Raw genomic sequence first — 26,669 nt, 5'->3', positions numbered from 1 at the left:
CCACGTTTCGGCGGGAATTCAGGCGATTTTGGGCGATCAACCACGTACAAGGTACTTGATAAACTGCTGAGTTTACAGAGTAGTTGGAGACGCTCTGAAATCGCCTGACACGGAAATTATAGCGACTCCTCCGCTACCATTTATAGACTAGCGTATAACCCGCTGCTAACCCGCACAGCAGGGCAAATCGTGTACATCGCACGTGTCACCGTAATTCTAGAGCGACAAAGAGCTGAGAATGAAAAAGTATATCGATAATATTGATCGAGAATGGGCGGCGGATCATTTTGCAGATGAACTTTGGGACGCTGTTGATTTGATAGGTTCAAACTCGGCTGAAGCTCTGAAGTTATTGAATATATTGGCAGACAAGGGATCTGCGTTAAGTATGGTCTATATTGGCGACACCCATGCAAATGGACGCGGTGTTGAGAGAAATATTGACCTTGGTATTCAATGGTATCAACGATCCGCAGAATCCGGCTCAATAGAAGGTGCGTTTCGATTTTCTAGACATCTATGGTATAAAAATAAATACGAAGAATCTATTGAAGTTTTGAAGAAAATCGCCAAATCTGGCTTCTCTCCTGCAGCATATATACTTGGATTGACATATTTTAATGGAGATAATGTAGAAAAAAATAATATAGAAGCCGTTAAATACTGGAAACTAGCAGAATATAATGGTCATCTTTTGGCAAAAAGAAGCCTTTCTATTTATTTAAGGTCCGGAGAAGAAGGAATTATCGGAAGAGTTAAAGGATACATCAAGCTATTTGCGGCGTTACCCGAATTTGCAACCTTTGCTGCGAATAATCCAAGTAGCGATAGATTGCTTGGTTGGCATGAATTTTCTATAAAAGACTAATTCCCAAATGCTAATTTATCATAATCTAAAAGGATGCGGCAGTGCATTCTTTTATCGAACACAAGACCCGACTGTGGGCAGCTTTACGTACAACCCTGTCAGCCAGATCACAGGCTATATAACCATTTGCGAGCCGAACCCGCACAATATGGCAAATAGTGTAAATCGCACATGTCACCGTAATTCTGACGGGATCATTCCCAACGACTGATCCGCTGGATGCGATTCAGCCGGAAAGAAAGGTATCAAACGCCAGCTTTTCACTTTTGCACTCTGCTGAACTCTCGTCTGCGAGAATACCGCTATAAGATCTCAGTTCAATGGATCGTCCGAAATCGAATTTCTCTTCGCGAGTCTTTTTATCAATAAAAGAAGTTATGCCCCGGCAGTGATCGTAGAAAAACATAAACTCCTGGTAAGCGTTTCGATCTTCAACCATGGGCGGATGATAACGTCCAATGATAAGCGCCGTCTCACAGCTCGCATTGCCTCCATTGCAAGATATGACCTTAAACTCCGTATTGGCGCACTTGTACGATGCGTCCAATTTCGTAGGGAAGGGTACAGCATAGCTAGTCTCATACCCTTTATCGCCGACCAAAACGCATTTCATACTAACCGTGTTGGCGGCTCTCAAATCCCCGCCGCCCAGATTTTTGTTTTTTAGGATTTCTGGCAAGAATCCGGCAAACAGCTTTTTATCCGCAAACAGATACGAAAATGTTCCGTCCGCCGAACTATACTCGATAGGCAAAGGTCGCGTGGGCGTCGCATTGCTGTCTGTTTTGCACGCGCTAACCAAGAGGAGCGACAAGAGCAGAAGTCGCCAGGGTTTCATCGGCATCTCGAACAATCCTGCCCATTTAGAATTACGGTGACACGCACCATATGCCGCATCTTCAAACCGGTCTACAACCCTCTCATACCCGCACAACAAGGCAAACAGTGTAAATCGCTCGTGTCACCGCAATTCCGATTCCGCTTGAGCTTCTCTTAAAATGATATAAATATGATATCATATTAAACAGGAGGTCATGACGATGGTAGATACAAACAATAATCTCAACGCCAGCCGGGAAGTGCGGGCGTCGAGCTTCAACGGCTATCTGATGCTGTTGGTCCTGCTTGCGGGCATTATGTGGATGGGGATGTCGTTAATGCCGCTTATTACCAACGACCAGCCACCCAGCCTGGCGGGCCTGATCGGCGGCATTTTCGTCACTTTGTTTTCGAGCGCGGGCTTCTACATGATTCAGCCGAATCAGGGTGTCGCGCTGACCCTGTTCGGGGCCTATAAAGGCACCGACCGCAATGAAGGGCTACGCTGGACTTGGCCGTGGATGGGCAAAGCGAAAGTCTCGCTTCGTGCCAACAACCTGATTTCCGAAAAGATCAAGGTCAACGACCTGCGCGGCAACCCGATCGAAATGGCGGCGCAAGTCGTATGGCGTGTAACCGATACCGCGCAGGCGCTATATGATGTTGATGATTACAAGGCGTTCGTGCTCGCCCAGATCGAGGCGGCGGTGCGGACCATCGGCGCGCGCTACCCCTATGACGATTTCACGCATCAGGAAGTTACGCTGCGTGGTAATCATGATCAGGTGGGCGGGGAACTTCGTGCCGAGTTGATGGAGCGGCTGGCGGTGGCTGGTATTACCGTCGATGAATGCGGCTTTACCCATCTTGCCTATGCGCAGGAAATTGCCGGGGCCATGCTGCGCCGCCAACAGGCCGAGGCTGTGGTCGCCGCGCGCAAGACGCTGGTCGAAGGTGCCGTTGGCATGGTCGAAATGGCGCTGGAAATGCTGTCGGCCAAAAATGTCGTCGAGCTGGACGATGAACGCCGCGCAGCGATGGTATCGAACCTGATGGTCGTATTGTGCGGTGAACGCGATACCCAGCCGGTGGTGAATACAGGCTCGCTTTATCAGTAACGCACGATGCCCGCTGACACTCCGACAAAGGCCAAAAAAGCCTTCCCCCTCCGCCTCGATCCGGCGCTCCACGCCGCGATCGAGCGGGCGGCGGCGGGCGATTTCCGTAGCGTGAATGCCGAGGTCGAAGTGCTGCTGCGCGAGGCGCTGGAACGGCGCGGTGTGAGAGTTGGGGTGAGTGACAAACCAAAGCGCGGTCGGCCTGCGTCGAAGGAAGAATTAGGGTGATGGGTGGGGTATACGCTCTGCTAATCGCCTCACCTTTATGCAGGTGCCGGACAATATTGCTTCAAATACGCGTCGTGGGTCGGCATCTGTTGGACGAGGTAGCGGATGGATTGCTCCATTTCGTTGATTTCCTTGACCGTTTCCGGTTTGCCGATCACATTGGCCATCGGGTTGTGGCCAGTCATTGCGATACCTTGACCCATCATCACTGCCGCCCAACTGGTTTCGGTAAACAGTTCATCCTCTTCGCGGAATATCTGTCCGTTCATCCGGAACAATTCGGTCTTTTCGGTCAAGCTGTCGGGCACGGCCATGTTGCGGCAATAATTCCAGAATTCGGAGTCGTCGCGGCTGGTTGCGTTATAATGCAAAATCAGAAAGTCACGGATGCGGAGATATTCTTTGGTGGTCAGCCGGTTGAATGCATCTTCCTGTGTCTGGGTAATGCCGTCCAGCGACAAAAGGGCGATCAGCTTGTTGATGCCGGTGTTCACAAGGTGGATCGAGGTTGATTCCAGCGGCTCCATGAATCCTGCCGCCAATCCCAAAGCCACCACATTCTTGTTCCAGAATTTCTTGCGCCGGCCTGTGGTAAAGCGCAGGAAATTGGGTTCGGCGCCGGGTTTGCCGGCGATGTTGCCCACCAATATCGAATGCGCCTCGTCATCGGACATATATTCGCTGCAATAGACATGGCCATTGCCGTTGCGATGCTGCAGCGGAACTTGCCATTGCCAGCCTGCCTGATGCGCCGTGGCGCGGGTGTAGGGCAGGGGGCCGCTGCCATCTTCGCGGATGCAGGGCAAGGCCACCGCCCGGTTGCAGGGCAGATAATTGGACCAGTCTTCATATCCGGTTTTCAACGCCTGTTCGATCAACAGCCCACGAAAACCGGAGCAATCGATAAACAAATCGCCTTTGACACAATCGCCATTGTCCATGGTCAATGATGACACAAAACCGGTTTCGCTATCTAAAGTGACATCGGCAACCCTGCCTTCGCGGCGCACAACGCCCCTAGTTTCGGCATAGTTCCGCAAAAAGCGCGCATAGCGGCCCGCATCGAGGTGATAGGCGTAATTGACCGGGGGCAAATCTTCGCGCTGGAAATCCGCTGTTCGGGCAAATCGGCCGAAATAGGCGGCCATGGTCTCCACGTTGAACGCCTGTATCGGTCGCTTATCCCCCGACTGGCGCATTTTGTGCCACACCTGATGGAATGAAACGCCATCAATCTGATAGCCGTACGCACCGAAAGGGTGAATGTAGTTATCGCCCAGCTTGCCCCAATTGACGAACTGGATGCCCAGTTTGAAACTGCCTTGTGCAGCGGCGAGCATTTCCTGTTCGCTGACGCCGAGCAATTGGTTGAATTCGACAAAGGGCGGGATGGTCGCTTCGCCTACGCCCACTGTGCCGATTTCTTCTGATTCAATCAGCGTAATTTCAACCTGTTTACCGGTGCAAAGCCGTGACAAAGCCGCACCGGCCATCCAGCCTGCAGTTCCGCCTCCGACGATTATGATGTGTTGTATGGCCATGTTAGTTCACCCTTCATGAAACGCATTGCCGTATAGAGCAAGAGACGAAATTGTGAACGTTCATTTTGCCTCTTGTGAACGCTCCCAATTACCGTTAAACGCAAAGTTAATTGTGGGAGTTATACCTACAGAGCAAGCATCAGGGAGGATCTATTGGCTCGTACATCTAAAACCGGAGCATTCCGTTCACAGCGTTTCGTAGCGCTGTCGACTGCTTCAAGCCTTGCGCTTTGCGCGTTCGCAACCCAACCGGCTTTAGCCCAAACGTCCGAAGCTCCCGAAGAAGTCGTCGAAACGGCTGAAACCGAAGATGCCATTGTCGTCACCGGTTTTAAAAAGTCGCTCGAAACCGCGCAAAACGTAAAACGTGATGCGGATACATTTGTTGACGCCATTACAGCAGAAGACATCGGCGCATTGCCCGACCGTTCAGTCGCAGAAGCGCTGCAACGCGTACCCGGGGTCAACATCGGACGCTTCGAGAAAACAACCGACCCTGATCGCTTCTCGGTCGAAGGTACCGGCGTCATTATCCGCGGCCTTCCTTATGTCCGGTCAGAACTGAACGGACGCGAGATTTTCTCGGCAACCGGTGGACGCGAACTCAGTTTTAACGACATATCACCCGAACTGCTCGGTCGGGTTGAGGTGTTCAAGAACGTCACCGCGGATATGGTTGAAGGTGCGATTGCCGGCACTGTCAATCTTGTCACGCGCAAGCCGCTCGATTCGAAAGGATTGAAAATCGGAGCCACCATCGGGGGCAATTATGGCGATTTGCGTAAAGAATGGTCTCCCGAATTTTCCGGTCTGATTTCAAACCGCTGGGATACGGATGCAGGATCGTTCGGGCTTCAATTCGGCTATGCCTATTCCGAATTGAAAAGCCGCACTGACGCATCGCAAGTAGCCGACCCATGCTACCGCGCGCCTACCTTTGACGGACCGTGTCTTCGTGCCGTATCGGTTGGTTCGGGCGGTTTTGTCGGCGATCCCAATTTTAACGCAACCAACTTCCCGCCGCCCGGTGCGCTGGTTGTACCAAAAGGGGCGGGTGTACGTACAACCGATCTCGACCGGACACGCGAAGCATTTTCCGCTGTCGGTCAATATGAAAGCTCGGATGGCAGGTTCATGGCTACGGTCGAATGGCTTCGGTCAGAAACCAGCTTCGATACTGAAGAATTCGCACTAATTTCCCGGGTCGACGACGAAGGTTTGTTCCCGGTTCCTGCTGCCGGTAGCACATGGACATTTGACGAAAACGGTGTTTTCGAAAGCGGCATTTTAACGCAACGTCCGGGCGATGCCTATGCAACGCCATTTGGCCGGGGCGGCATTCCGATCGACTCGCTGCGCTTCTTGCGCGGCGCCGAAGGGGTGACAGAGGACATATCGCTAGATTTGAAATTTGAAGCCACCGACCGTTTGCGGTTTAGTCTTGAGGCCCAGAAAATCAATTCGACGCTCAGCCGGGACTCGGTCTTCGGTGCGCTCAGCACATTTGCGAATGTGGCGCTCGACCTGTCGGGTAAGACACCGCAAGTCGAATTCCTTGCGCCTCCCGGAGCTCCTGCAGACTATTTTAGCGCGGGCCTGAATACCTATTACTGGTTTGGCCTTGATAGCCGCGAGAAGAATGAAGGTGACCTGAAAACGTTAAGCTTCGACGCAGAATATGACATCAGCGATGAAGGCTTTTTCAAGCGTGCACGCTTTGGTGCGCGTTGGGGCGATCGTGACCGAACCACACGTAACACCAACTTTAGCACATGGGGCAATCTTTCTGCCCCTTGGGCTGGTCGTGCAGGCTGCGCCCCATGGAATGACGGACCAGGATGTGCCGCGACGGGCGGGTTCGTTCCCGGTCGTTGGTTTACCGGACTTCCGGGTCAGGAATTCGCTATTGCGGGCGGCGCGTTTACCGACGAGTTTCCAAATTATTCGCAATATCGTCCGGCTTTCGCCAGCGGGTTCCAGCGCGGCAGCGCGCCCGTTCCAATCGAGAATGGCTCAGGCTGGTTTTTCGGCGGAGACGACTTCCTTGGTGAATATCTAAGTGGCCTTACTGATCAACAGTTCGAAGAAATCCAGATATTCGGTCAATCGCCAGAGCGTTTCAATTACGGCGTGAACGGACGAACCCGTACGGATCCGTTGACCGGCTTGGCCGTGCCTTGCGATATTGAGGGCGTATATTGCCCCGGCGAAGTATCAACGGTCGCAGAAGAAACCAAAGCGGCTTATGCCCGTGTTGATTTCGGACATGAATTTGACGGCGGAATGAAGCTTTCGGGCAATTTTGGCCTGCGTTATGTCGAAACCACGGTTACCAGCGGCGGCCGGGTCGGCTTGCCTTCTCCTGTCCGGTTCGATGCAATCGCCAACGGCTTCGGCAATGGTGACGGTGTCGTCCAACTTTCCGAAATAGCGGCCAGCTGTGCAGGACCCGCGATTCCAGGCATCCCGCGTGGATATTGTAGCCTATCGGCCGCACGCCAAGCGGAATTTGCAGCTGCCCACACCGGCGAGATAATTATTGATGACCGGAAAATTACGTTCGAAAACTGGCTACCCAGTTTCAATGCCAAACTTGATGTTGGCGATGGATTGCTGTTCCGTGCTGCGGTGTCGAAGGGCATTTCACGGCCTGACTTACAGCTTTTCCGCGCAGGCGGCGGCATCGGAGACAATACCAACGCTCTGTTATTGGCGCAAACGCTAGCGACTGGGCCGTTGTTTGCCTTGCAAACAGGCAACCGCAATTTGCGGCCCGTTACGTCATGGAACTATGATCTGTCGGCTGAATGGTATTTCAACACAGTCGGCTCGCTGACGATGTCGGTATTCATGAAAGACATCCAGGGCATCGTGAATGATGGTTTTGAAATAGTCAATTACACCAGCGGCAGCGGCGTTTCGACCGATGTGCAGGTTAGCGGACCGATCAATGACCAAAAAGGAAAACTCAAGGGCTTTGAACTTGCCTATCAGCAGACCTATGACTTCTTGCCAGGACTACTAAGTGGTTTGGGTTCGCAATTAACTTATACCTATGTCGATGGAACTGATTTTTCCAACCCTAACCTTGCCGGAGCCGGACAGTCATCGGTTACGTCAGCTGTAAACCGGCTGAATTCCGGTGCATTTACCGGGCTTCAACCGCTTGCGGGATTGTCGAAGCATACAGTGAATGCCACGGTGTTTTACGAAAAGGGGCCCATCGCATTGCGAGCTGCTTATAACTGGCGCTCTGCCTTCCTTATAACGGTGCGCGATGACATTTTCCCCTTCTCACCAATTTGGCAGGAATCAACAGGACAGCTGGACGCATCGATATTCTATTCGATTACCGACCAGATCAAAGTGGGCATCCAAGGGGTTAACCTGCTCGATGAAGTGACACAGACTTCGCAGGTGGTCGATTTTGACGGTACGCGCGTACCACGTTCTGCATTCCGGAATGACCGTCGATATACCTTCCTGGCACGTTTCCAGTTCTAGGGTTTTCATAGGGGTCGCAATGAACGGGCTCTGGTCATATGACCGGGGCCCGTTCTGTTTCAGGATAGTAAGCAGGGCATATCCCACGCGTTAAGGAGCATTGAAATGCAACCGAGAATTTTGGGCATCATGGTGCTCGCAGCTTTGACGCAGAGTGCCTGCGCGAAAGCAGATGCACCCGCTAAATCTGGCGGATGGGAAATGGTCTGGTCGGATGAATTTGACGGGACCGAACTGGATCGCACCAAATGGAAACCTGAAATTTCCTGCTGGGGCGGCGGCAATGATGAACGCCAATGCTACACCGACCGGCCAAAAAACATAAAAGTTGCAGACGGTGTGTTGCACCTGATGGCACGTAAGGAACGCTTTACCGGCCCTGACCGTCCGCCGGAAATTGCCGAAAGCCCGAACCCTAAAAGAACACAGAGCTTTACGTCGGGTAAGATCCGCACGCTGGGACTTGCGAGTTGGAAATATGGGAAAATAGAGTTTCGTGCCAAGCCGCCCAAAGGGCAAGGCACTTGGCCTGCCGTCTGGATGATGCCAAGCGGTAACACATATGGCGGGTGGCCTCTTTCGGGCGAAATCGACATATTGGAAGGCGTCAATCTTGGAGCAGCCTGCCCAACCTGCGAGGGCAATGTCGGCGAAAACCGGATGATCAGCGCGCTGCATTTTGGCGATTTTGCCCCTGCCAATAAATTTGTCGACACCCGCGTCGCGCTGGCTTCCAAAATGCTTCCTTCCGATGATTTTCACATCTGGACGCTGGAATGGGGCGAAGGGGTCATGCGGTTCTATCTGGATGGCCGCTTTTATTGGGAGGTTAAAGCGGATAAATGGGATAGCGCGTCGCCTTTGGCCAAATCAAATGACGTTGCGCCTTTCGATCAACCCTTTTACATCATGGCCAACCTGGCCATTGGGGGTAGGCTTTCGGAAAACAACAATGATAAGGGCATGGCAGCAACGGTTACTCCGGCGGAGTTTTTGATCGACTGGGTCCGGATTTACCAGTGTTCAGAAGATCTGCAAAAGGGATTAGCCTGTATGCAAAAGGCCAAGAGGGACGAATAACATATGGCGAGACGCCGTCAGGCCGTCACCATCAAACATGTAGCCGCTGATGCAGGGGTGTCCCTGCAAACGGTCAGTCGTGTCATCAATAATGAGCCCAACGTAAGGCCCGTGATGAAAGACCGGGTACAGGCATCGATCGACAAGCTTGGCTATGTACCGTCTATTGCGGCACAGCGGATGAGCGGTTCGCGGTCTTATCTCATTTTGGCCATCAACGACCGTGAGCGGACCATAGCCGATTGGCAATCGCGGCAAGGAACCGACTGGGTCGACCAGATGCTGTTCGGTGGTATGTTGAAATGCGCCGAATATGGCTATCGAATGATATTCGAGCTTGTCGACACGCATAACGACCATGTCGAACGCGAATTGGGCGCGACCATTGCCGCGCTTCAGCCTGATGGTGTCATTTTGACGCCACCGCACTCTGAAAATCCGTTGATAACCGGATTTTTGGCTAAACGGAAAATTCCCTTTGCGCGCATCGGTTCGATTACGCCCGGACCGGGTATAGCGATGACGATGGATGATGAAGGATCGGCGCGCCGCGCCACAGATTATCTCATCGCGGCGGGTCATCGCCGAATTGGCTTTATTGCCGGTTCTGATGAATATGACCTGTCGAACTGGCGGGTCGACGGTTGGCGAAATGCTATGATGTTGGCGGATTTTGACACTGCAGGATTATGCGTGCGCGGCGATTTCAGCTATGAAAGCGGGGTCGCAGCAACCGACACATTGCTTGACCTTGAAAGACCACCGACCGCCATCATTGCTAGTAATGACCAGATGACTCTTGCCGCGCTCGACACACTGGTCAAACGGGGCTTGAAAGTGCCCGAAGATGTCTCGCTAATCAGCTTTGACAATACCCCGGTAGTTCGGTTTACCGACCCGCAATTGACCGCGGTCGACCAACCAATTGCAGCAACCTTTTCAAAAGCGGTCGAGCTGTTGATTACCAATGGCCATGCAACCGATTTGCAACAGCCGGTGGTAACCGAGGGCAGCTTAATAGAGCGTGGCAGCACTGCCCCGCCGCGTTGCGATGCCGCCAACTGAATCGCAGACCCTGCAAAGGCAATCGACGACCTTCATGTATCTTTACGCGCTCGCCGTTTCCGGTGGCGCGGTGGCTTATATGCCATTTTTGACCATATTACTGCCGATCAAAGTGACGGCGTTGGCCACTGACAAGCTGCTGCCGACATTGGCAATTGCCGCATTTGCCGGGGCCTTGTCGGCAAGTTTGTCCAATATCCTGTTCGGCTGGGCCAGCGACGTGACGCGCCAGCGACGATTCTGGATATTGGCGGGTCTGATCCTGTCTTCGTCGCTGATGGTTATCATGCCAACAGTTCAAGATACGAATGTATTGATTGCCATGATAGTATTGTGGCAAATCGGATTGAACATGATGCTAGCGCCGCTTGCCGCTTGGGCAGGCGATTGCATTCCCGACGCGCAAAAGGGAATGTTGGGGGGGCTGCTCGCGCTTGCCCCCGCGCTTGGGGCCTTGGCAGGAGCCATTGTCACGTTGGATCTACTCGCCGCATTTCCGCACCGCGAAGTGCTGGTGGCGTGTTTGGTCCCGATGATGGTCGCTCCGGTCCTGCTTTTCGGTCAGCCGCGTGCGATGCCGCATTTGATGGAGCCAGTGACCAGTACTTCTGTAACCACCTCCCATCCGGCGATCAGGATGTGGCTGGCGCGACTTTTGGTGCAAATCGCAGAGGCGTCGCTCTTTGCGTTCCTACTTCTCTGGTTCAGAAGTCTTGATCCACGATTTGGCGAAAATGGGGCGGCTGGCATTTTTGCCCTGGTGCTGGGGCTGGCGGTATTTATGTCGCTGGCGGTTGGATACTGGTCAGACCGGGCTGCCCGTCCGATCACTCCTTTGGTCTGGAGCGCGGGTGTCGCTGCGGGGGGCTTGCTTCTGATGGCATTCGCGCCCGGACTGTTCGTCGCGATTGCAGGTTATCTGGTCTTTGGCATCGCTAGCAGCATATTTCTCGCGCTGCATTCCAGCCAGACGTTGCGGGTCCTGCCCCGTCCACAACGGCGGGGCAGGGACCTTGGCATTTTCAACCTGACAAACACCGTCCCGTCGCTCATCATGCCTTGGTTGACCTTACTACTGGTACCAAAATACGGCTTTGACGCGCTGTTCCTTCTGCTCGCCGGGTTGGCGACGATTGCCTGCCTGATACTGCTGACAATGCCGCGCGGGCGTCAAGCGGGCCGCCGTGCGTAAAATCCGAAGGCGGCAATCACGGCATAGCAGGCCATCGGAAGAATGAAGGCGAGCGCCAGGCTGGACGTCAAATCTGCAATTATGCCCGTCAGCAACGGAATTACCGCTCCGCCAACGATCGCTACGTTGATGATCCCTGAGCCATCAGCGGCCCGTGACCCCAGCTTTTCACAAGCCAGCGTAAAAATGGTTGGAAACATGATCGCGTTGGTCAGGCCGACGGCGAGCAGGGCGTAACCCGATATGTTGCCGCTTGTCTGTGTCGATATTGTAATCAACAGGATTGCACCAATAGCAACGGTGGCGAGCAACTTGCCGGGGCTAACCATCCTCAAAAGGGCAGATCCGATGAAGCGGCCTATCATGGCCCCGCCCCAATAGAATGCAATCAGTTTACCCGCTGCCTGTTCCTGCAACCCCATGACATGGTCCTGCATCAGATAGTTGACGATCAGCGAACCGATGGCGACTTCGGCACCGACATATAGGAAAATACACAATGCGCCAAAACCGAAACGGGGGCGCTTTAACAGATCCAGTCCGGCCAGACCTTCGCTTGCTTCATGCTGTTCGCCTTTGAGCGCGTTACGGAACATCCACACAACGCCGGCAACCAGCGCCAGCGCAACAGCGATGCCCAAATAACCATTTACAATCGCCTGGCTCTCCGCCGTGCGATAGGCGTCCAGTTCGACGCCTGACAATTGATCGGCGGTCACGGTCGCCAAGCCGCCCAATATCAGGATCGATCCGAAAAAGGGGAAAACGGTTGTGCCAAGCGAATTGAACGCCTGTGCAAATGTCAGGCGGCTATGCGCCGTTGCAGGCTTACCGAGCAGCGAAATCAGCGGGTTTGAAACAACCTGGACAATGACCACACCGCTTGCGAGGACGAACAAGGCGAGCAGGAATACGCCATAGGTCGCGGTCTGGCTGGCCGGAATGAACAACAGGCACCCTGCCATCATCGTCAGCAGTCCGGCAACGGCACCGCGCATATAGCCAATTTTTTTGACCAGCCGTGCGCCCGGAATACCGATTACGGCATAGGCGGCGAAGAAGCAGAACTGCACAAGCATCGCTTGCGTATAGTTTAGCGTAAACAGTTCTTTCAGCTTTGGAATGATGACATCATTCAGACTGGTGATCCCGCCGAAGATGAAAAAAAGGCCCATGACGAACAGTTGAAGCTGTGGGGCGTCGATATGGGAATCGGTCGATTCCGGGGACGCGACCGCGCCAGGTTGCAAGGCCATTTTTCTCTCTCCCTGTTTTAGCGCGCCTTGCCGGGGCAGGTAACGCTTTCTTTTGTTTCTTCAATATGAACGGTACGTATGGTGGCAACAAGCCCTTTTGGCGCCTGCATACGTATGGGGGAGCCAACAGCGGCGAATTTCGCGCCTGCATCCGCAAAGCAGCGCAACGGGATGCGCGTTTGAAGCCGCGTTCCGGGGGTGGCGGCGGCAATGACGCTCTGAAGATTGAGCGAACCCCCGCTGACGCTGAGGGTGACCGGGCCTTTGACCGGTGTATCAATGCGCCAGTCCATGGAAAGCACCCAGCCCTTGGCGAGTTGCGATGAAAGATTGATTGCTGGACCATTGACTGCAAATTCGCCCTTGGCATTCCAGGTGAACTGCCGTGCATCCTCTTGCGCGGTCAGGTCAATGGCGCGGGTGCTGATGGAACCGTCAATGCCCAGATGCCATGGCGCAGGAACCTTGCCGCGTACGATGTAATTCGTCGTCTGGCTCATCATTGACAGGTCCACGCGAGGGTCTTCATTGACCGCCGCCAACTTTGTCGATTGGCTGTAATCAAGCCCATATCCGACAGGGAATAATGGCTTTTCAAGCGTTGCGCGGGCATCGTCGGGCCATGCGAAGGGCAGGCGCCCGGTAAAGTCACGCGGCGATTTTCCGTCCTGTCCTGCAATCAGCACATCGGCAAGTCCGCGGCCTTGTGTTCCGGGTAACCAGGCCGCAACAAATGCATCGGATTGATTGAGCAGTGTTCCGGTAAACATCGGACGGCCCGACAAAAATAGAACCACAACCGGAATATTCTGGGATTTCAGGCGTGTCAGCAGGGCTTGCTCGCCAGCAGAGGTTCGATAGGCCAGATCCGGCACATCGCCTTCAAATTCCGCATAGGGTTTTTCGCCCAGCACAATGAATGCAACATCGGGTTTTGTATCAAATGTACCCGGCGCAGAAATGGTCGCTGATCCGCCACCGCTTCTGATTGCGTCGGACAATGCGCGGCCAATGGTCTGGCCATTGGTGAAATCCGCTGCCTTTGTGTCAGTGCCTTGCCAACTAATGGTCCAGCCACCTGCCTGCATTGCCATATTATCCGCGCCCGATCCCGCAATCAGGACGCGTGCGCCGTTGCGGACGGGAAGAATGCCATTTTCATTTTTAAGCAGGACAAGTGATTTGGACACCGCCTCGCGCGCCAGTTCCAGATGAGCTGCCGATCCGACCATCGAGGTATCGCCGCGCTTGGTCAATGTGTCGCCCATCAAGCCAAGCTTGTACTTCACCCGCAAAATGCGCCGGACAGCGTCATCGATCCGCGACATCGGAATGCGTCCGTCACGAGCGGCTTTCAGGGTATTTTTATACAGTCCGCGCCAACTGTCGGGGGCCATGAACAGGTCAAGTCCGGCATTGATGGCATCGGGACAATCGGTGGACGAACATCCGGCAACTTGGCCATGACCGTTCCAGTCGCCGACGACCAGTCCTGAAAAGCCCATCCGGTCCTTCAGCACATCGGTCAAAAGTGAACGGTTACCGTGGTGTTTTACCCCATTCCAACTCGAAAAACTTGCCATCACGGTCAACGCGCCCGCATCGATGGCGGCGGGATAGCCTTGCGCGTGCTTGGCAATCAGTTCCGCCTCACCAATTTGTGCATCCCCTTGATCGCGTCCATCGGCGGTACCGCCGTCGGCCAGAAAATGCTTGGCAGTTGCCGCAACATTTTGGGCATCAAGCGGCTGTCCGGCGACCAAATTGCCTTGCAACCCGATTGTCATTGCTTTTGCATATTGCGCGACGAGCGTCGGGTCAGATGAATATCCTTCATAGGTGCGGCCCCAACGCAGATCCTGAGGCACGGCCAATGTCGGGGCAAAGGTCCATTCAATGCCGCTGCCTGAAATTTCTGCTGCGGTTGCCTTGCCGATCCGTTGCAACAAATCGACATCGCGCGCTGCACCGAGACCGATATTGTGCGGAAAAATCGTGGCATTGGGCAAATTTGAATGACCGTGTACGGCATCCACTCCGAATAAAATTGGAATGGCCGCGCCTGTTTTGCGCGAAGCGTTTCGCAATTGAGTCACCAGCTTTGCCCATTTCGCCGCACTCGCCCGCTCATTGCCATAGGGCCCGGAATTTCCGCCCGCCAACACCGAACCGAGTGGATAGCGCGAAAAGTCAGATGGCTTCACCGCGCTGATATCGGCCTGGATCAATTGGCCGACCTTTTGGGCATCGGTCATGCGTGCGATCAGGGCATCAATTTCGGCTTCAACCTTTGCGTCGCGAATCTGCGTTGGGCTGGCCGCCGACGGCCAAAGAGAAGGATTCGCGACCGTTTCCGCTGCCATCAAGGCTGGCGCTGAAATCAGTGACAAAAGGGCGAAGGCAGTCATTGATCTCGGTCGGGGCATTGGCTGGAATTCCATCATTCTTGTGAACGTTATCATTATGTATCTGACTACATCAACTTGAATGGAAATCAAGGGCCAAGGCAGCTTTATGGTTTAATTGCCTTTCATTCCCTCCGCTCGCTTTCTTTTACAGGAGAGGGGTTGAAAGGTGCTTGGCATTGGGATTGAATCTGTTCGAATAGCCAATGTCTGGACGCGGCGTCGGCGAAGCCATGCGAAGCTGTATCAAATTGCGCCAAACGCACATCGGGCCGTGCCTGGACATCTGCAAATATTCCGCTTTGCCAGGCACCCATGAAAGCCATCGCGGTGGTGTCGCGTTGGGCAACAAGCACAGTTATTGGAACCGCCGACCGCGCCAATGCCGTCGCCAATTCTGCTGCCAATCCGGAGGCTGGTTGCTTACGTGCGGCTGATGCCAAGCCACCGGCCAGCTTACGCAAATCTATCTTTCCGGTCAGCAAATCAATAAGGCTGCGCGGATTTTTTAGCCTTGCCCAGTAACGGGCGCGAATTGCATCCGCATTCGGGACCGGGGATTGTGCGGCGTCGCCGGACGGCGCGTCAATAACCCAAGCGTTGGCAAGAATGAGGGCGTCAATTGATAACTTATGGTGGAAAAGTGCCAACGCGCTTGCGGCATCACAATTGCCAAATGCGACGATCCGTTCGGTCCGGGGTGCGGCGTTGCGGAACGCAGCGACAGCCGCAGCGATGTCATCGGCACTGTTTTCAAAACCGGTGTTAAGGCCTTCACTTTCGCCAACGCCGCGCCGGTCAAAGCGAAAGACCGGATAACCCAGTGCGGCAAAATGCGCCGCCATTGTCGCTTGCCCGGCAAAGGCACCGCTGCGAATTTCATTGCCGCCGCTCACGATCAGAATAGCTGTTGCAAGTTCGCCTGTGTCGAGCGTTCCGGCAAGCAGGTCGTCGCCGCATGGGAATGATATCATTTGGCGCATGTGGAACTCCACACATCCAGTTTATCCGCAAATGCCGCAGACATTCGAGCATCATCTTGCGGCTCAGCCCGCAACCACAAAGGAGTTCCATCAATATCGGCCAGGGCAATTTCTTGGAACTGGTATGAAGTTGACGGCGCAGCATCCTGTAAACTCAACAACATCTCGTTGCTCAAATTATACCCGGACAGTTCCAGAAACCCAAATTTTGCGCTGGCCATCAGACTGTCAATTGTTGAATTTATGCCAGCCTCCTTATCGGCCACCAATCTGCTCCGCAGCATCGTTTTTAACAAGGACGCACCTTTGACGGGGGCAAGCCGCAATATCGGCATATCCGCAACATCATCGATCAAAGTTCCGCCCCGCAAAGATACGATGTGGGTTGGATTAAGCTGGACCAATGCTTCTTCCAAGGCCCGCCGCCACGTACTGACCGTCTGTTTTGAAATGTCAGCCAGGCTCTCGTTGAAACCTGGCAAATCTGGAAGTAGCGAGCAGACACCCCGACCGGCCAGAGCGCGCATGACTTCCACAAGCATCCGGCGGGTCCGGTTCATTTCGTCGAACACCGGAGGGATGATGATTATCGTCCGCGCAGCGTGGCGTTCGCCAAAGCATAAGCAAAATTCGCTCTGCCCGCCAAAGTCATAAGTCAGATAAGTAGGCAGCGTCACCCGGAAACCTTGGTATGTGCGAAAGCGACAAGGCTGCCCAAAGTCGCGAACATATCGCCATCGACATCGTCATCATCAATGATGATGCCAAGCCGATCTTCCATTTCGGTAAGTAATCCGGCAACGGCCATAGAATCCAGTTCGGGCAACGCACCAAATAATTCGGTATGATCATCCATCGCAGCGACTTGATCAACCGATAGGCCAAGTACATCCGTTAAAATTGCGCGGATCGTTTCTTGCGTAGTGAGGGGCATCTTATTCTCCGGTTTATGCGGCACTGCGGCGCATTTGGCGCAAATGCAGGCGGGCAATCAATGGCCAATTGGCAACATGTTTGGGCCAGTACATCTCCAGCCTGTACCGTGGACGAACAGCATCCATCCAGTCACGTTTATACGCGTCGCTGCCGGTGCCAAAATCAATTTCATCCACTTTGTCGATGTCGATCACATGTTGGAACAAGGCGGCGGAAAGCAAGGTTCCGGGTGAGGCGTCAAGATGCCTTTCATCATGGGCAAGCTTGTGGATCAAGGCGACGCCGTTTTCCACGGTCCAGAATTGGGCGGCGACTGGTTTGCCGTCAATATAGGCAAGTCCGAGGCGCAATGTTCCAGAACCACTCTCGTTTCGGGCCAATTGCTTCAGAAATTCCGGGCTGCCCTCATGCGGCTTCCAGCTTCTCGCATAGATTTGTTCATAATCGTGCCAGACGGTATCCGAAAACTCGGCGTCGATCCGAATAGCCACAGTATTTTTTTTGGCTTTCCGTTTGACGGTGTTTTTCAACTGTCCGGGCCGACTATCCCAATATTGCTCAAATGATCGACCGTTTAGCCGCAAATAATGGTTTTCGTCGCATTGAGTAATGTCCACAACCCAGCCTACCGCTGTGAATGCGGCGGCAATCTCGCTTGCAGAGCCTTCTTCATCGGGCACGGGCGCCAACGTAAGGCGGCGGGTGCGATGCCGCGCCGTTTCGGCCAGCTGCTGAAGCAATGGCCGGCGCTCGGCTTCGTCAACTGCGCCATTGTAAATCGGCCGCCATGTAAAATTATACCAATTGGCAAGCGCAACGTGGTGACGGCTTGCTCGCCGCATCAAAGGTAGCCATGCGTCGGCATGCCCGAATTGCGCCCTGAGAAAAAGCGGTGCTTTATCGCGCAGCGCAATACGATGCAGCGGGTCAAGCCAGTCGAGCCGGTCGAACAGACAGGCCTGCCGCTCCCGATCCATACCACCGCGTGCAGCCGCCTGCGCGGTCAGAAAATTATCGTGATATTCACCTTTTACCGGCAAATATGTTACCCCTGACATGCCCCAAAAACTCCAATCGAATTTGACCCCGTGATGCCCGATCTGCCAACTTTCCCGCCCGACCATTTGGCCCTGTTTGGGCAGCCCGATGCACCTGCACTCGCTGTCCGTGACAAGGTCTATAGTTTTAAGGAGTTAAATCTCCGTATCGGTCGCCTGGCCGCCTGGCTGGCCACGCGGGGGCTGTCGGCGGGGGATCGGGTCGCTACGTGGCTGGGCAAAAGTGAGGTTGCCTGTTTGATGCCGCTTGCTTCGGTGCGCGCCGGATTGGTTCATGTTCCGGTCAATCCGCTTTTGAAAGCAGCGCAAGTCGCGCATATTATAGCCGACAGTGGCGCACAGTTGCTGGTTACAAATGCCGCACGCGCCGCAACCTTAGACGCAACTTCTTTGCCGGTATCGTTATCGCAATTCCTCGCGGATGAAAGAGCGGTTCAAGCAATTCTTGACGACGCGGCGTCCCCGATTTTGCCCCCACTCCCCGAAGATACCGATCCCGACACATTGGCCGCCATTCTTTACACAAGCGGTTCAACCGGCCGCCCTAAAGGAGTTGTGCTTTCGCACGCCAATCTTGCGCTTGGTGCAGATAGTGTGGCGCAATATCTGAAGCTTTCGTCCGACGACATAACGCTCGCAGTTCTGCCCTTAAGTTTTGATTATGGCCAGAACCAGTTGCTATCGACATGGCGCGCCGGGGGATGCGTTGTGCCGCTCGACTATCTGACAGCGCGCGATGTTATTAAGGCTTGCGCCAAGCACAGCATCACTACACTTGCCGCAGTACCGCCCTTGTGGGTGCAACTGGTCGAACAAGATTGGCCAACAGACGCCACCCGAAATATGCGCCGCTTGACGAACTCCGGTGGTGCGCTGACGCCAAGTCTCGTAAAAATGCTGCGCAGCATTTTTGGGCACAAGACCGATATATTTGCGATGTACGGACTGACCGAGGCATTTCGATCCACTTTTCTAGACCCGGCGTTGATTGACGATAAACCGACCAGCATGGGCCATGCTATTCCTTACGCCGAAATCATGGTGGTGACACCAGAAGGCATCGAAGCCGGGCCGGATCAAGCCGGTGAACTGGTCCATGCAGGGCCGCTGGTCGCAAAGGGATATTGGCAAGACAATGCGCGCACCGCCGAACGGTTTAAGCCTGCACCTGCGTTTTCGACATATGGCGGCATGGCGGTCTGGTCAGGCGATACCGTCCGACGTGACCGTGACGGCCTGCTCTATTTTGTAGGGCGCGACGATGCGATGATCAAGACAAGCGGTAACCGCGTGTCGCCCACCGAAATTGAGGAAGCCGCAGTGGAAAGCGGATTGGTAGCCGAAGCCTGCGCTCTTGGCCGTAAGGACGACCGGCTCGGCGCAGTGATTGTTCTATTTGTGCGGGGCGATGGAAATGATGACGGGCTAAAAGTGCATTTGAAGGCGACGTTGCCCAATTTCATGCAACCAGCCGAAGTGGTGTGGCTGGATACGTTTCCCAAAAATGCCAATGGCAAATTGGACCGCACAGTTTTGGTCCAAACTATATAGTGCGCCATTTGCTTCTTAGTCACGCGGCCATTATCGAAACATTTACGCCTCATTCCTATATGGTAACGCGATGAAAGCGACGGGACCAATTCCAACGGGCTATGAAAGCATCGATGGCGAACTCGCGATTGGCGGGCTTCCCGCGTCTGTTTTGGCTGAAAAATCCGGTGATACGCCGTTGTTTGTTTATTCTTCTGCACATCTGCGAAAGCGTGTGGAGGATACAAAGTCGGCCATGCCCAAACGGCTAGCATTGCATTATGCTATGAAAGCCAATCCCTACCCACCTCTGCTTGCGTTGATGCACGGCCTGGTCGACGGGTTCGATGTGGCATCAGGCGGAGAGCTTGAACTGGCGCTCGTTGCCGGTGTGAACCCGAACCAGATCAGTTTCGCCGGACCGGGCAAACGCGACCGTGACCTTGAACGTGCGATTGCCTTGGGCGTAACGCTGAACTGCGAAAGTGAAGGCGAGGTGGAGCGTGCCATTGCGATTGGCGCGAAGCTGAATATCTGTCCGCGACTTGCCGTTCGGGTAAACCCCAGCTTTGATTTGAAGGGATCGGGCATGAAAATGGGGGGCGGGGCAAAGCAGTTTGGTGTCGATGCCGAACGCGTACCCGCATTGGTAAGACACATCCTGATCGCTGGCGCGCAGTGGCAGGGTTTCCATATCTACGCAGGCAGTCAGGCATTGTCAGCCGACGCCATTATAGCGATGCAGGCACAAACGCTGGATCTGGTTGTGGAACTTACGCAAGCAATCGGGACATCGCCGCCAAAGGTCAATCTGGGTGGCGGTTTTGGCATTCCTTATTTTCCCGGTGACACACCGGTTGATATTAACGCTGTAGGATTGGCTTTGGATGTTCGCTTAAGCGGCTTGCCAGAAAGCCTTGCCGATACGCATTTCTGCATTGAGCTCGGCCGCTATCTGGTGGGCGAAGCAGGCGTATATCTGACCCGGATCGTCGACCGCAAAATCAGTCATGGGGAAACTTTTCTCGTTACCGATGGCGGGTTACACCACCAGTTGGCAGCGAGCGGTAATTTTGGCACGGTCATCCGGCGCAATTATCCGGTGGCGATTGCAAATCGGTTTGATGCCGCGCCGACCGAAGTTGCAACAATTGTCGGATGCCTGTGCACCCCGCTGGATAAATTGTCCGACAGCGCCCATTTGCCGCGCACCGATGTCGGCGATCTGGTCGCTATTTTTTGCGCGGGAGCTTATGGCGCGAGTGCGAGTCCGGCAAATTTTCTAGGCCAAGGGCCCGCTGTGGAATTACTGGTTTAGGCCGTTATCCGCAGGCCCACCGATCAGCACATATCGTCTGTCACAATATCCGCAATCGACATAGCCCTTGTCGTCGATTTGTAACCAGACGCGGGGATGGCCGAGTGCGGCTGGAATATCGCCGCTGCCATCGCAAGCAATGCGGGCTTCACGGACGCGGATGGTTTCGGGCTGAAAATTGCTCATTTGCGGCGCTTAGCAAAAGCGCGCTACGGCTGCAACGGCTCAGAAATAATTGAGGGTAATTGACCAATTGCCGGTATATTTACCCGGTACCTGATTGGCACCTACTTCCAATGTTGCTCCGATCGGGAACGTAAAAATGCCATTGGTTGCAGCAATCCGGAATCTAAGGGGCGCGGTCGTCAGTACGGCGGTCGGCGTACTTCCAATCACAAAAGTCCGCACCCGCATTGGCGCGCCAGGCCCTGTGATCAATATGCTGTTAGCGCCCAACGATATATCGACACGCTGGTTAAAGCTGCCCTGACCGGAAAAAGTTGCCGTGCTCTGACCGCCGCCGACAAGGACAATGCCATTGTTCGCCGTGCGCGTTCCGGTTGGTGCCATAACGACCGTGCCAGCGGCCGTGCCAGGAATGAGTGAACCAAAATCCAGATTATCGTCGATGACAAAAGATAACGGACGAACGACGGTAATTTCTGCATTGGCCGGTTCGGTTTCGGCAAGCACCTGTTGCGGACCACATACTGCAAAAACAGCAGCAATGCCCATAGCCAGTTTTACTGGAAATTTATTTTCGGCCCCACACATAAGTTGCGGGATAGACCGTGAACCGTAAAGATATTCTAAAAATTGCATTATATTAGAGGAAATTCACCGTGACGGTAAAATCACCCTGATACAGACCTGGCGCTTGGGATGGTCCGACGCGCAGGCGCCCGCCGACAAAGAACGACAACTGTCCCGTCGCGCCCATAATCCGTAGCGGTGTTCCGTTCTGCTGGAACTGGTCGAGTAACATCTGCTCGCTGCCGGAAACGCGGACCAACTGGATATTACCCGGCAGGTTTATAAGGACCAACGTAAGCGGTGCCGCCACCACATCAAACCGCGCGCGCGACACCGATCCGCCGACCGGAATAGCATTACCTGCGGAAACAATAATTGTATCGCTGGTCGAAGGTATCCGTAACCGGCTTTGGACAGATCCGGTGATGACTGATCCAAAATCAAGGCGGGACGCGTTTGTTACCAGACCGGGATTGACGATTTGAGTTTGCGTATCGCCGGGCAAGGCAAAGGCACCCTGCACGCAAAATAAGGCGCAGCCAAAGGCTGAACGCCGTATTGTTTTCTGAAAAGCCCCACTGTCCACGCTTGCACATTATCTCGAAGCAATGCGTATTTGGTGTTCGAAAAGGGTGAATAGGCCGTAAACCATGTTTCCTGTCATTGCACCCGAGACATGGCTTCGCTATCGCTAGCCTATGTCCGATAAAGCTATAGATATTCAGAATCTCTCCAAAAAATATGTAGGTGGCAAACAGGCGCTGGACGATGTCAGTTTTGAAGTCGCGCAAGGTTCGATTTTCGGATTGCTCGGTCCGAATGGCGCGGGCAAGTCTACGCTTATAAATATATTGGCCGGGCTGGTGATGAAAAGCTCCGGATCGGCGTCGATCTGGGGCTTCGATATTGACGCCAACCCCCGTAACGCCAAGGCCTCGATTGGAATTGTGCCGCAAGAAATCATGTTCGATCCTTTTTTCACACCGAAAGAGGCGCTGGAATTGCAGGCGGGCCTCTATGGCGTGCCAAAGGCGAGGCGCAAAACGATGGAATTGCTTCGCGCTGTAAGGTTGGAGGACAAAGCCGACGCGTATGCGCGTACTTTGTCGGGCGGGATGAAACGGCGTTTGTTGGTTGCAAAAGCAATGGTCCATTCGCCGCCGGTCATAGTGCTTGATGAACCGACCGCTGGGGTCGATATCGAATTGCGGCAACAGCTTTGGGATTATGTCGTCGAATTGAACCGCGAAGGCGTGACCGTTGTTTTGACAACGCATTATCTGGAAGAAGCGGAACAGCTTTGCGATCGGATAGCCATCATCAATCACGGAAAGTTGATTGCAAATAAGCCGACCAAAGAACTGGTCGGCATGGCCCGCGAAAAAGCGGTCGTCCTGACTCTCGATCGCGATTTAACCGAATCCCCAAAGCACGCTGCCTTTGAAAAGTCCGAACTGTTGGGTGACCGCATCGTTGAAATCACTTACAACAAGGACCGGATGAACGCAGGTGAAGTGCTTGCTGCCATCCAGGGCCTTGGACTTGGTATAATTGATGTGACAACGAAGGAAGCTGATCTGGAAGACGTGTTCCTGCGGTTGACGAGTACGTCGTAATGGAGGCCGATGTTCTCATCATCGGGTCAGGCGCGGCTGGATTGACGGCGGCGCTGCAGCTTGCCCAAAAATACAAGGTTGTCGTGCTGGCCAAAGGTGCTTTGTCCGATGGCGCGACGGCTTGGGCGCAGGGTGGAATTGCGGCGGTGCTGGAACCGGGCGATACTTTTAAAAGTCATATCGAGGACACGATGGTCGCGGGCGCGGGCTTGAACAACCGGGCTACCGTGGAATTCGTTGTCGAAAATGCACCCGAAGCGATCGAACGGCTGGCGAAGCTAGGCGTGCCGTTCAATCTGGACGGCAATGACTGGCATCTGACACGCGAAGGCGGCCACAGCCACCGGCGGATTGTCCATGTCGACGATGCTACCGGATGGGCGGTGCAGCAAGCACTGGAGGCGGCGGCGAATGCCAATGCTAATATCACTTTGGTCCCGGATATGGTGGCAATCGACCTGATTCTGGGGAGGCATCAGGAACGCTTCTCCACATCGGGCCGCATCCACGGCGTTTATGCATTGAACCGCAAAACAGGAAAGGTAGAAACCTTTACGTCGCGCGCGACAATATTGGCCAGCGGCGGGGCAGGGCGCACCTATCTCTATTCAACCGCCCCGCGCGGTGCGACCGGCGATGGTATCGCGATGGCATGGCGGGCCGGATGCCGCATTTCCAATATGGAATTCATGCAATTCCACCCCACATGCCTGTACAATCTGGAGGTCAAGAATTTCCTGATTACCGAAGCTGTGCGCGGCGAAGGCGGGATATTGAAAAATCCGAAGACCGGGCATCGTTATATGCCCGATTATGACGAGCGCGCTGAATTGGCCCCCCGAGATATCGTAGCGCGTGCCAATGATGCGGAAATAAAGCGCGACGGATTGGATTTTGTGCATCTGGATATCAGCCACCGGCCGCCGGAATTTGTGAAAGAGCATTTTCCGAATATCTATGAAAAGCTGATGGGTTTGGGTATCGACATCACGCGTGATCCAATTCCAGTTGTTCCCGCGCAGCATTATACGTGCGGCGGCGTCTTGGTTGACCTTGATGGGCGGACAGATGCCCCCGGTCTTTATGCGGCAGGCGAAGTGACGCAGTCGGGCCTGCATGGAGCAAACCGGCTTGCCTCCAATTCTCTTTTGGAATGCTTTGTTTTTGGCGACGCCTGTGCGGCACATATTGATGCCAATTGGGGACGCTTTCCGAAACCTCCAAAGGTGCGCCCGTGGGACGAAAGCCGTGTTACCGATAGCGATGAAGAGGTGGTCATTGCCCAATGCTGGCGTGAGATACGCCAGTTTATGTGGAACTTTGTCGGCATTGTCCGCACCACCAAGCGGCTGGAACGGGCGCAGCATCGCATCGATCTGCTACGCCGCGAGGTTGAAGATTATTACAGCCATTTCCGGGTGACCCCAGATCTGATCGAATTGCGTAATCTTGTGGAGGTTGCCGATCTCATCATCCGGTCTGCCTTGTCCCGCGCCGAAAGTCGCGGTTTGCATTACACGCTCGATTATCCGGATTTGGCAAAGCAAGCAGTTGATACCGTGTTGGTGCCCTAAGTCTTGAAAACACTTTCCTGCAAAGGCTTGGATAGGGCTGAATGTTATCAGTAAATAGGGGGTATTATGTCCGACCAAAAGTGCGTTTTGACTGTAAACTTACCAAGTTTTTTGCGGGTTTCGCTTCTGTCCATGCTCATAGCAGGGACCGCGCCGTTAAGTGCGACAACGCCGGAGGAAACCGCGCGGCAAGTACTTGCCAAAACCCCGGTTATCGATGGTCACAACGATACCCCGCACCAGATTGCCGAGCTGTTCGATCGCGACTTTTCGAAATTCGACCTAAAGGGCCTGTCGCCTGATATATTGGCCAAGACTCATACGGATATCCCGACCTTGCGCGCGGGTTTTCTGGGTGGGCAGTTCTGGTCTGTCTATGTCGACGCCGCTTTGCCCAAGCATGAAGCGGTAACACGCACGGTTGAACAGATCGACGTCGTGCGCCAGATGATAACACGCTACCCCGATGCCTTTGTTTATGCCGACACAGCGGCAACGGCAGAAGCTGCCATAAAAAAGGGCAAAATTGCGTCGCTGATTGGCATGGAGGGCGGGCATTCCATTGGCAGTTCACTGGAAATCTTGCGCCAGATGCACGCGCTTGGTGCGCGCTATATGACGATTACCCACAGCCTGACGACAGATTGGGCCGACAGCGCCACCGACGCGCCCAAACATGACGGTCTGTCGCCCTTCGGCTTTGAAGTGATTGCCGAGATGAATCTTCTGGGGATGATCGTGGATATAAGCCATGTGTCCGAAGCCACGATGCATGACGTGCTGGACAAGACGCGCGCGCCTGTTCTCTTCACACATAGTAATGCGCGTGCCGTGACCCCGCATCCGCGCAATGTCCCGGATTCAGTGCTGAAACGTCTGCCGCAAAATGGGGGTGTAGTGATGGTGACCTTTGTCCCCGGTTTTACCTCGCCCGAACGTCGGCAGTGGGAATATGACCGTTCGGCGGTCGTGGGCCGTGCGAAGCTGGAGTTTACCGGCAATCCCGCAGGCGAAAAAGCCACGGTTGATGCATGGATCGCCGGCCACCCGCAACCCAAAGCGACGTTGGCGCAAGTCGCCGATCATATCGACCAGATCCGCAAAGTCGCCGGTATCGACCATATCGGAATTGGCGGCGACTTCGGCGGCGTGGACGAACTGCCGGTAGGGCTCGAAAACGTATCCACCTATCCCGCACTTTTCGCCGAACTGGTGCGCCGGGGTTATTCGAAAGCGGATCTTGCGAAAATTGCACAGGGCAATGTGTTACGGGTAATGCGGGGTGCCGAAGCCGCGGCCGGGATAAAATAATCTCACACAAAGACACTAAGGCACAAAGAAGGAGCTAAGTCTGTTTTGACAGGTCGCCATTAGCAATTCGCCGAATACCTTCTTTGAATGTAGCTCCACCGAAATTCATCAAGAGCCCAAGCGGCAGATCGAGCAATTTTAGATAAGTGAGTATTTGTCGGCCATGTACGGCAGCCAATCGCTCACATGATTTTAATTCAATTAGAAGCTTTCCTTCGACAAGTATGTCCGCACGAAAACCTTCATCGAAAACGCGTCCATTGAAGTGGATTGAAATGGGCTTTTGTCGTTCTACGGACAATCCTCGCGCCGCAAGGCTATCTGCTAAAAGCACTTCGTAAACACTCTCTAACAATCCCGGCCCGAGTGCATCATGAATTTTAAAGCCGCAATCAATTGCAACCGTTGCCATTCTTTCTAAATCTCTCAACTTTAAATCTTCTTTGTGCCTTGGTGTGAGATTACATCAATCCAACCCATCGGTCAAAAACCGCTCCGTAATGCCCGCATGTTA

24 protein-coding genes are annotated in these 26,669 nt (G+C 54.0%); 12 read left to right on the top strand and 12 right to left on the bottom strand.

From position 1 onward, the window contains the following. Positions 1–238: 238 nt before the first annotated feature. The gene (locus ACEW72_RS00690; protein WP_373474453.1) at positions 239–868 is read left to right on the top strand and encodes a tetratricopeptide repeat protein; all 630 of its coding nucleotides are present in this window, start codon (positions 239–241) and stop codon (positions 866–868) included. A 226-nt stretch (positions 869–1,094) separates the two neighbouring features. Here the strand turns inward: ACEW72_RS00690 and ACEW72_RS00685 are convergent, their stop codons facing one another. Further along, positions 1,095–1,712: a hypothetical protein gene (locus ACEW72_RS00685; RefSeq protein WP_373474452.1), complete on the bottom strand. Its 618-nt coding sequence runs from the start codon at positions 1,710–1,712 to the stop codon at positions 1,095–1,097. Between the two features lie 313 nt (positions 1,713–2,025). Between ACEW72_RS00685 and ACEW72_RS00680 the strand changes: the two genes are divergently transcribed. Further along, positions 2,026–2,805, top strand: a complete 780-nt coding sequence (locus ACEW72_RS00680; RefSeq protein ID WP_373474454.1) for an SPFH domain-containing protein — start codon at positions 2,026–2,028, stop codon at positions 2,803–2,805. Positions 2,806–2,811: 6 nt separating this feature from the next. Next, a complete protein-coding gene (locus tag ACEW72_RS00675; RefSeq protein WP_373474451.1) occupies positions 2,812–3,033 on the top strand; it encodes a toxin-antitoxin system HicB family antitoxin in 222 nt (73 codons plus the stop codon). A 35-nt stretch (positions 3,034–3,068) separates the two neighbouring features. On the opposite strand, the gene ACEW72_RS00670 is transcribed toward ACEW72_RS00675, so the two are convergent. Then, complete coding sequence (locus tag ACEW72_RS00670) at positions 3,069–4,574, bottom strand: tryptophan halogenase family protein (RefSeq protein ID WP_373474450.1); 1,506 nt, start codon at positions 4,572–4,574, stop codon at positions 3,069–3,071. A gap of 153 nt (positions 4,575–4,727) precedes the next feature. Between ACEW72_RS00670 and ACEW72_RS00665 the strand changes: the two genes are divergently transcribed. The 4 genes from ACEW72_RS00665 (at position 4,728) to ACEW72_RS00650 (ending at position 11,415) form a co-directional block, all read left to right on the top strand. After that, positions 4,728–8,078: a TonB-dependent receptor gene (locus ACEW72_RS00665; protein WP_373474449.1), complete on the top strand. Its 3,351-nt coding sequence runs from the start codon at positions 4,728–4,730 to the stop codon at positions 8,076–8,078. Between the two features lie 105 nt (positions 8,079–8,183). Then, complete coding sequence (locus ACEW72_RS00660; RefSeq protein ID WP_373474448.1) at positions 8,184–9,158, top strand: family 16 glycosylhydrolase; 975 nt, start codon at positions 8,184–8,186, stop codon at positions 9,156–9,158. Between the two features lie 3 nt (positions 9,159–9,161). Beyond that, complete coding sequence (locus ACEW72_RS00655) at positions 9,162–10,223, top strand: LacI family DNA-binding transcriptional regulator (RefSeq protein ID WP_373474447.1); 1,062 nt, start codon at positions 9,162–9,164, stop codon at positions 10,221–10,223. Continuing rightward, complete coding sequence (locus ACEW72_RS00650) at positions 10,183–11,415, top strand: MFS transporter (RefSeq protein WP_373474446.1); 1,233 nt, start codon at positions 10,183–10,185, stop codon at positions 11,413–11,415. Before ACEW72_RS00655 ends, ACEW72_RS00650 begins: the two co-directional genes overlap by 41 nt. Here the strand turns inward: ACEW72_RS00650 and ACEW72_RS00645 are convergent. The 6 genes from ACEW72_RS00645 to ACEW72_RS00620 form a co-directional block, all read right to left on the bottom strand. Continuing rightward, complete coding sequence (locus ACEW72_RS00645; RefSeq protein WP_373474445.1) at positions 11,394–12,671, bottom strand: sugar MFS transporter; 1,278 nt, start codon at positions 12,669–12,671, stop codon at positions 11,394–11,396. The two genes, ACEW72_RS00650 and ACEW72_RS00645, sit on opposite strands and share 22 nt — an antisense overlap. A 17-nt stretch (positions 12,672–12,688) precedes the next feature. Next, positions 12,689–15,034: a glycoside hydrolase family 3 N-terminal domain-containing protein gene (locus tag ACEW72_RS00640; RefSeq protein ID WP_373474444.1), complete on the bottom strand. Its 2,346-nt coding sequence runs from the start codon at positions 15,032–15,034 to the stop codon at positions 12,689–12,691. Between the two features lie 167 nt (positions 15,035–15,201). After that, positions 15,202–16,059, bottom strand: a complete 858-nt coding sequence (locus tag ACEW72_RS00635; RefSeq protein WP_373474443.1) for a hydrolase 1, exosortase A system-associated — start codon at positions 16,057–16,059, stop codon at positions 15,202–15,204. Continuing rightward, entirely contained in the window at positions 16,047–16,736 is a 690-nt protein-coding gene (locus ACEW72_RS00630) for a hypothetical protein (protein WP_373474442.1), read from the bottom strand. Before ACEW72_RS00630 ends, ACEW72_RS00635 begins: the two co-directional genes overlap by 13 nt. Then, positions 16,733–16,993 carry a phosphopantetheine-binding protein gene (locus ACEW72_RS00625; protein WP_373474441.1) on the bottom strand — a complete coding sequence of 87 codons (261 nt, stop codon included), beginning with the start codon at positions 16,991–16,993 and terminating at the stop codon, positions 16,733–16,735. The genes ACEW72_RS00630 and ACEW72_RS00625 overlap by 4 nt, the downstream gene beginning before the upstream one ends. A gap of 13 nt (positions 16,994–17,006) precedes the next feature. Further along, the gene (locus ACEW72_RS00620) at positions 17,007–18,053 is read right to left on the bottom strand and encodes a GNAT family N-acetyltransferase (protein ID WP_373474440.1); all 1,047 of its coding nucleotides are present in this window, start codon (positions 18,051–18,053) and stop codon (positions 17,007–17,009) included. A gap of 33 nt (positions 18,054–18,086) precedes the next feature. On the opposite strand from ACEW72_RS00620, the gene ACEW72_RS00615 reads away from it, so the two are divergent. Together ACEW72_RS00615 and ACEW72_RS00610 are read left to right on the top strand one after the other, a co-directional pair. Then, positions 18,087–19,604: an acyl-CoA ligase (AMP-forming), exosortase A system-associated gene (locus ACEW72_RS00615; RefSeq protein ID WP_373474439.1), complete on the top strand. Its 1,518-nt coding sequence runs from the start codon at positions 18,087–18,089 to the stop codon at positions 19,602–19,604. Between the two features lie 70 nt (positions 19,605–19,674). Then, complete coding sequence (locus ACEW72_RS00610) at positions 19,675–20,901, top strand: pyridoxal-dependent decarboxylase, exosortase A system-associated (protein ID WP_373474438.1); 1,227 nt, start codon at positions 19,675–19,677, stop codon at positions 20,899–20,901. On the opposite strand, the gene ACEW72_RS00605 is transcribed toward ACEW72_RS00610, so the two are convergent. Genes ACEW72_RS00605 through ACEW72_RS00595 form a run of 3 tightly spaced genes read right to left on the bottom strand, consistent with a single transcriptional unit; the run spans position 20,890 to position 22,177 of the window. Beyond that, the gene (locus ACEW72_RS00605; RefSeq protein WP_373474437.1) at positions 20,890–21,087 is read right to left on the bottom strand and encodes a zinc-finger domain-containing protein; all 198 of its coding nucleotides are present in this window, start codon (positions 21,085–21,087) and stop codon (positions 20,890–20,892) included. The genes ACEW72_RS00610 and ACEW72_RS00605 overlap by 12 nt on opposite strands. Positions 21,088–21,126: 39 nt before the next feature. Further along, on the bottom strand, positions 21,127–21,723 hold the full coding sequence (locus ACEW72_RS00600; protein ID WP_373474436.1) for a DUF4402 domain-containing protein: 597 nt from the start codon (positions 21,721–21,723) through the stop codon (positions 21,127–21,129). Positions 21,724–21,727: 4 nt separating this feature from the next. Continuing rightward, complete coding sequence (locus ACEW72_RS00595) at positions 21,728–22,177, bottom strand: DUF4402 domain-containing protein (protein WP_373474435.1); 450 nt, start codon at positions 22,175–22,177, stop codon at positions 21,728–21,730. 175 nt (positions 22,178–22,352) lie between these two features. On the opposite strand from ACEW72_RS00595, the gene ACEW72_RS00590 reads away from it, so the two are divergent. The 3 genes from ACEW72_RS00590 to ACEW72_RS00580 all read left to right on the top strand — a co-directional run bounded on the left by ACEW72_RS00590 (position 22,353) and on the right by ACEW72_RS00580 (position 26,155). Then, positions 22,353–23,270 carry an ABC transporter ATP-binding protein gene (locus ACEW72_RS00590; protein ID WP_373474434.1) on the top strand — a complete coding sequence of 306 codons (918 nt, stop codon included), beginning with the start codon at positions 22,353–22,355 and terminating at the stop codon, positions 23,268–23,270. Next, positions 23,270–24,844, top strand: a complete 1,575-nt coding sequence (nadB, locus tag ACEW72_RS00585) for an L-aspartate oxidase (RefSeq protein ID WP_373474433.1) — start codon at positions 23,270–23,272, stop codon at positions 24,842–24,844. The genes ACEW72_RS00590 and nadB overlap by 1 nt, the downstream gene beginning before the upstream one ends. Before the next feature lie 132 nt (positions 24,845–24,976). Further along, positions 24,977–26,155 carry a dipeptidase gene (locus ACEW72_RS00580; RefSeq protein WP_373474432.1) on the top strand — a complete coding sequence of 393 codons (1,179 nt, stop codon included), beginning with the start codon at positions 24,977–24,979 and terminating at the stop codon, positions 26,153–26,155. Between the two features lie 34 nt (positions 26,156–26,189). Here the strand turns inward: ACEW72_RS00580 and ACEW72_RS00575 are convergent, their stop codons facing one another. Beyond that, positions 26,190–26,567, bottom strand: a complete 378-nt coding sequence (locus tag ACEW72_RS00575; protein WP_373474431.1) for a GxxExxY protein — start codon at positions 26,565–26,567, stop codon at positions 26,190–26,192. Positions 26,568–26,669 lie beyond the last annotated feature (102 nt).

It is taken from the genome of Sphingorhabdus sp. (genome assembly GCF_041737645.1).
GTDB lineage: Bacteria > Pseudomonadota > Alphaproteobacteria > Sphingomonadales > Sphingomonadaceae > Sphingorhabdus_B.
This window is presented reverse-complemented; position numbering and strand designations above follow the sequence as displayed.

Coding starts and splice junctions, on each gene's coding strand:
- ACEW72_RS00610 (WP_373474438.1), top strand. CDS start 19,675: ATGAAAGCGACGGGACCAATTCCAACGGGCTATGAAAGCATCGATGGC.
- ACEW72_RS00575 (WP_373474431.1), bottom strand. CDS start 26,567: ATGGCAACGGTTGCAATTGATTGCGGCTTTAAAATTCATGATGCACTC.
- ACEW72_RS00680 (WP_373474454.1), top strand. CDS start 2,026: ATGCCGCTTATTACCAACGACCAGCCACCCAGCCTGGCGGGCCTGATC.
- ACEW72_RS00640 (WP_373474444.1), bottom strand. CDS start 15,034: ATGGCAGCGGAAACGGTCGCGAATCCTTCTCTTTGGCCGTCGGCGGCC.
- ACEW72_RS00690 (WP_373474453.1), top strand. CDS start 239: ATGAAAAAGTATATCGATAATATTGATCGAGAATGGGCGGCGGATCAT.
- ACEW72_RS00645 (WP_373474445.1), bottom strand. CDS start 12,671: ATGGCCTTGCAACCTGGCGCGGTCGCGTCCCCGGAATCGACCGATTCC.
- ACEW72_RS00670 (WP_373474450.1), bottom strand. CDS start 4,574: ATGGCCATACAACACATCATAATCGTCGGAGGCGGAACTGCAGGCTGG.
- nadB (WP_373474433.1), top strand. CDS start 23,270: ATGGAGGCCGATGTTCTCATCATCGGGTCAGGCGCGGCTGGATTGACG.
- ACEW72_RS00655 (WP_373474447.1), top strand. CDS start 9,162: ATGGCGAGACGCCGTCAGGCCGTCACCATCAAACATGTAGCCGCTGAT.
- ACEW72_RS00685 (WP_373474452.1), bottom strand. CDS start 1,712: ATGCCGATGAAACCCTGGCGACTTCTGCTCTTGTCGCTCCTCTTGGTT.
- ACEW72_RS00590 (WP_373474434.1), top strand. CDS start 22,353: ATGTCCGATAAAGCTATAGATATTCAGAATCTCTCCAAAAAATATGTA.
- ACEW72_RS00635 (WP_373474443.1), bottom strand. CDS start 16,059: ATGCGCCAAATGATATCATTCCCATGCGGCGACGACCTGCTTGCCGGA.
- ACEW72_RS00620 (WP_373474440.1), bottom strand. CDS start 18,053: ATGTCAGGGGTAACATATTTGCCGGTAAAAGGTGAATATCACGATAAT.
- ACEW72_RS00675 (WP_373474451.1), top strand. CDS start 2,812: ATGCCCGCTGACACTCCGACAAAGGCCAAAAAAGCCTTCCCCCTCCGC.
- ACEW72_RS00615 (WP_373474439.1), top strand. CDS start 18,087: ATGCCCGATCTGCCAACTTTCCCGCCCGACCATTTGGCCCTGTTTGGG.
- ACEW72_RS00580 (WP_373474432.1), top strand. CDS start 24,977: ATGCTCATAGCAGGGACCGCGCCGTTAAGTGCGACAACGCCGGAGGAA.
- ACEW72_RS00660 (WP_373474448.1), top strand. CDS start 8,184: ATGCAACCGAGAATTTTGGGCATCATGGTGCTCGCAGCTTTGACGCAG.
- ACEW72_RS00600 (WP_373474436.1), bottom strand. CDS start 21,723: ATGCAATTTTTAGAATATCTTTACGGTTCACGGTCTATCCCGCAACTT.
- ACEW72_RS00625 (WP_373474441.1), bottom strand. CDS start 16,993: ATGCCCCTCACTACGCAAGAAACGATCCGCGCAATTTTAACGGATGTA.
- ACEW72_RS00605 (WP_373474437.1), bottom strand. CDS start 21,087: ATGAGCAATTTTCAGCCCGAAACCATCCGCGTCCGTGAAGCCCGCATT.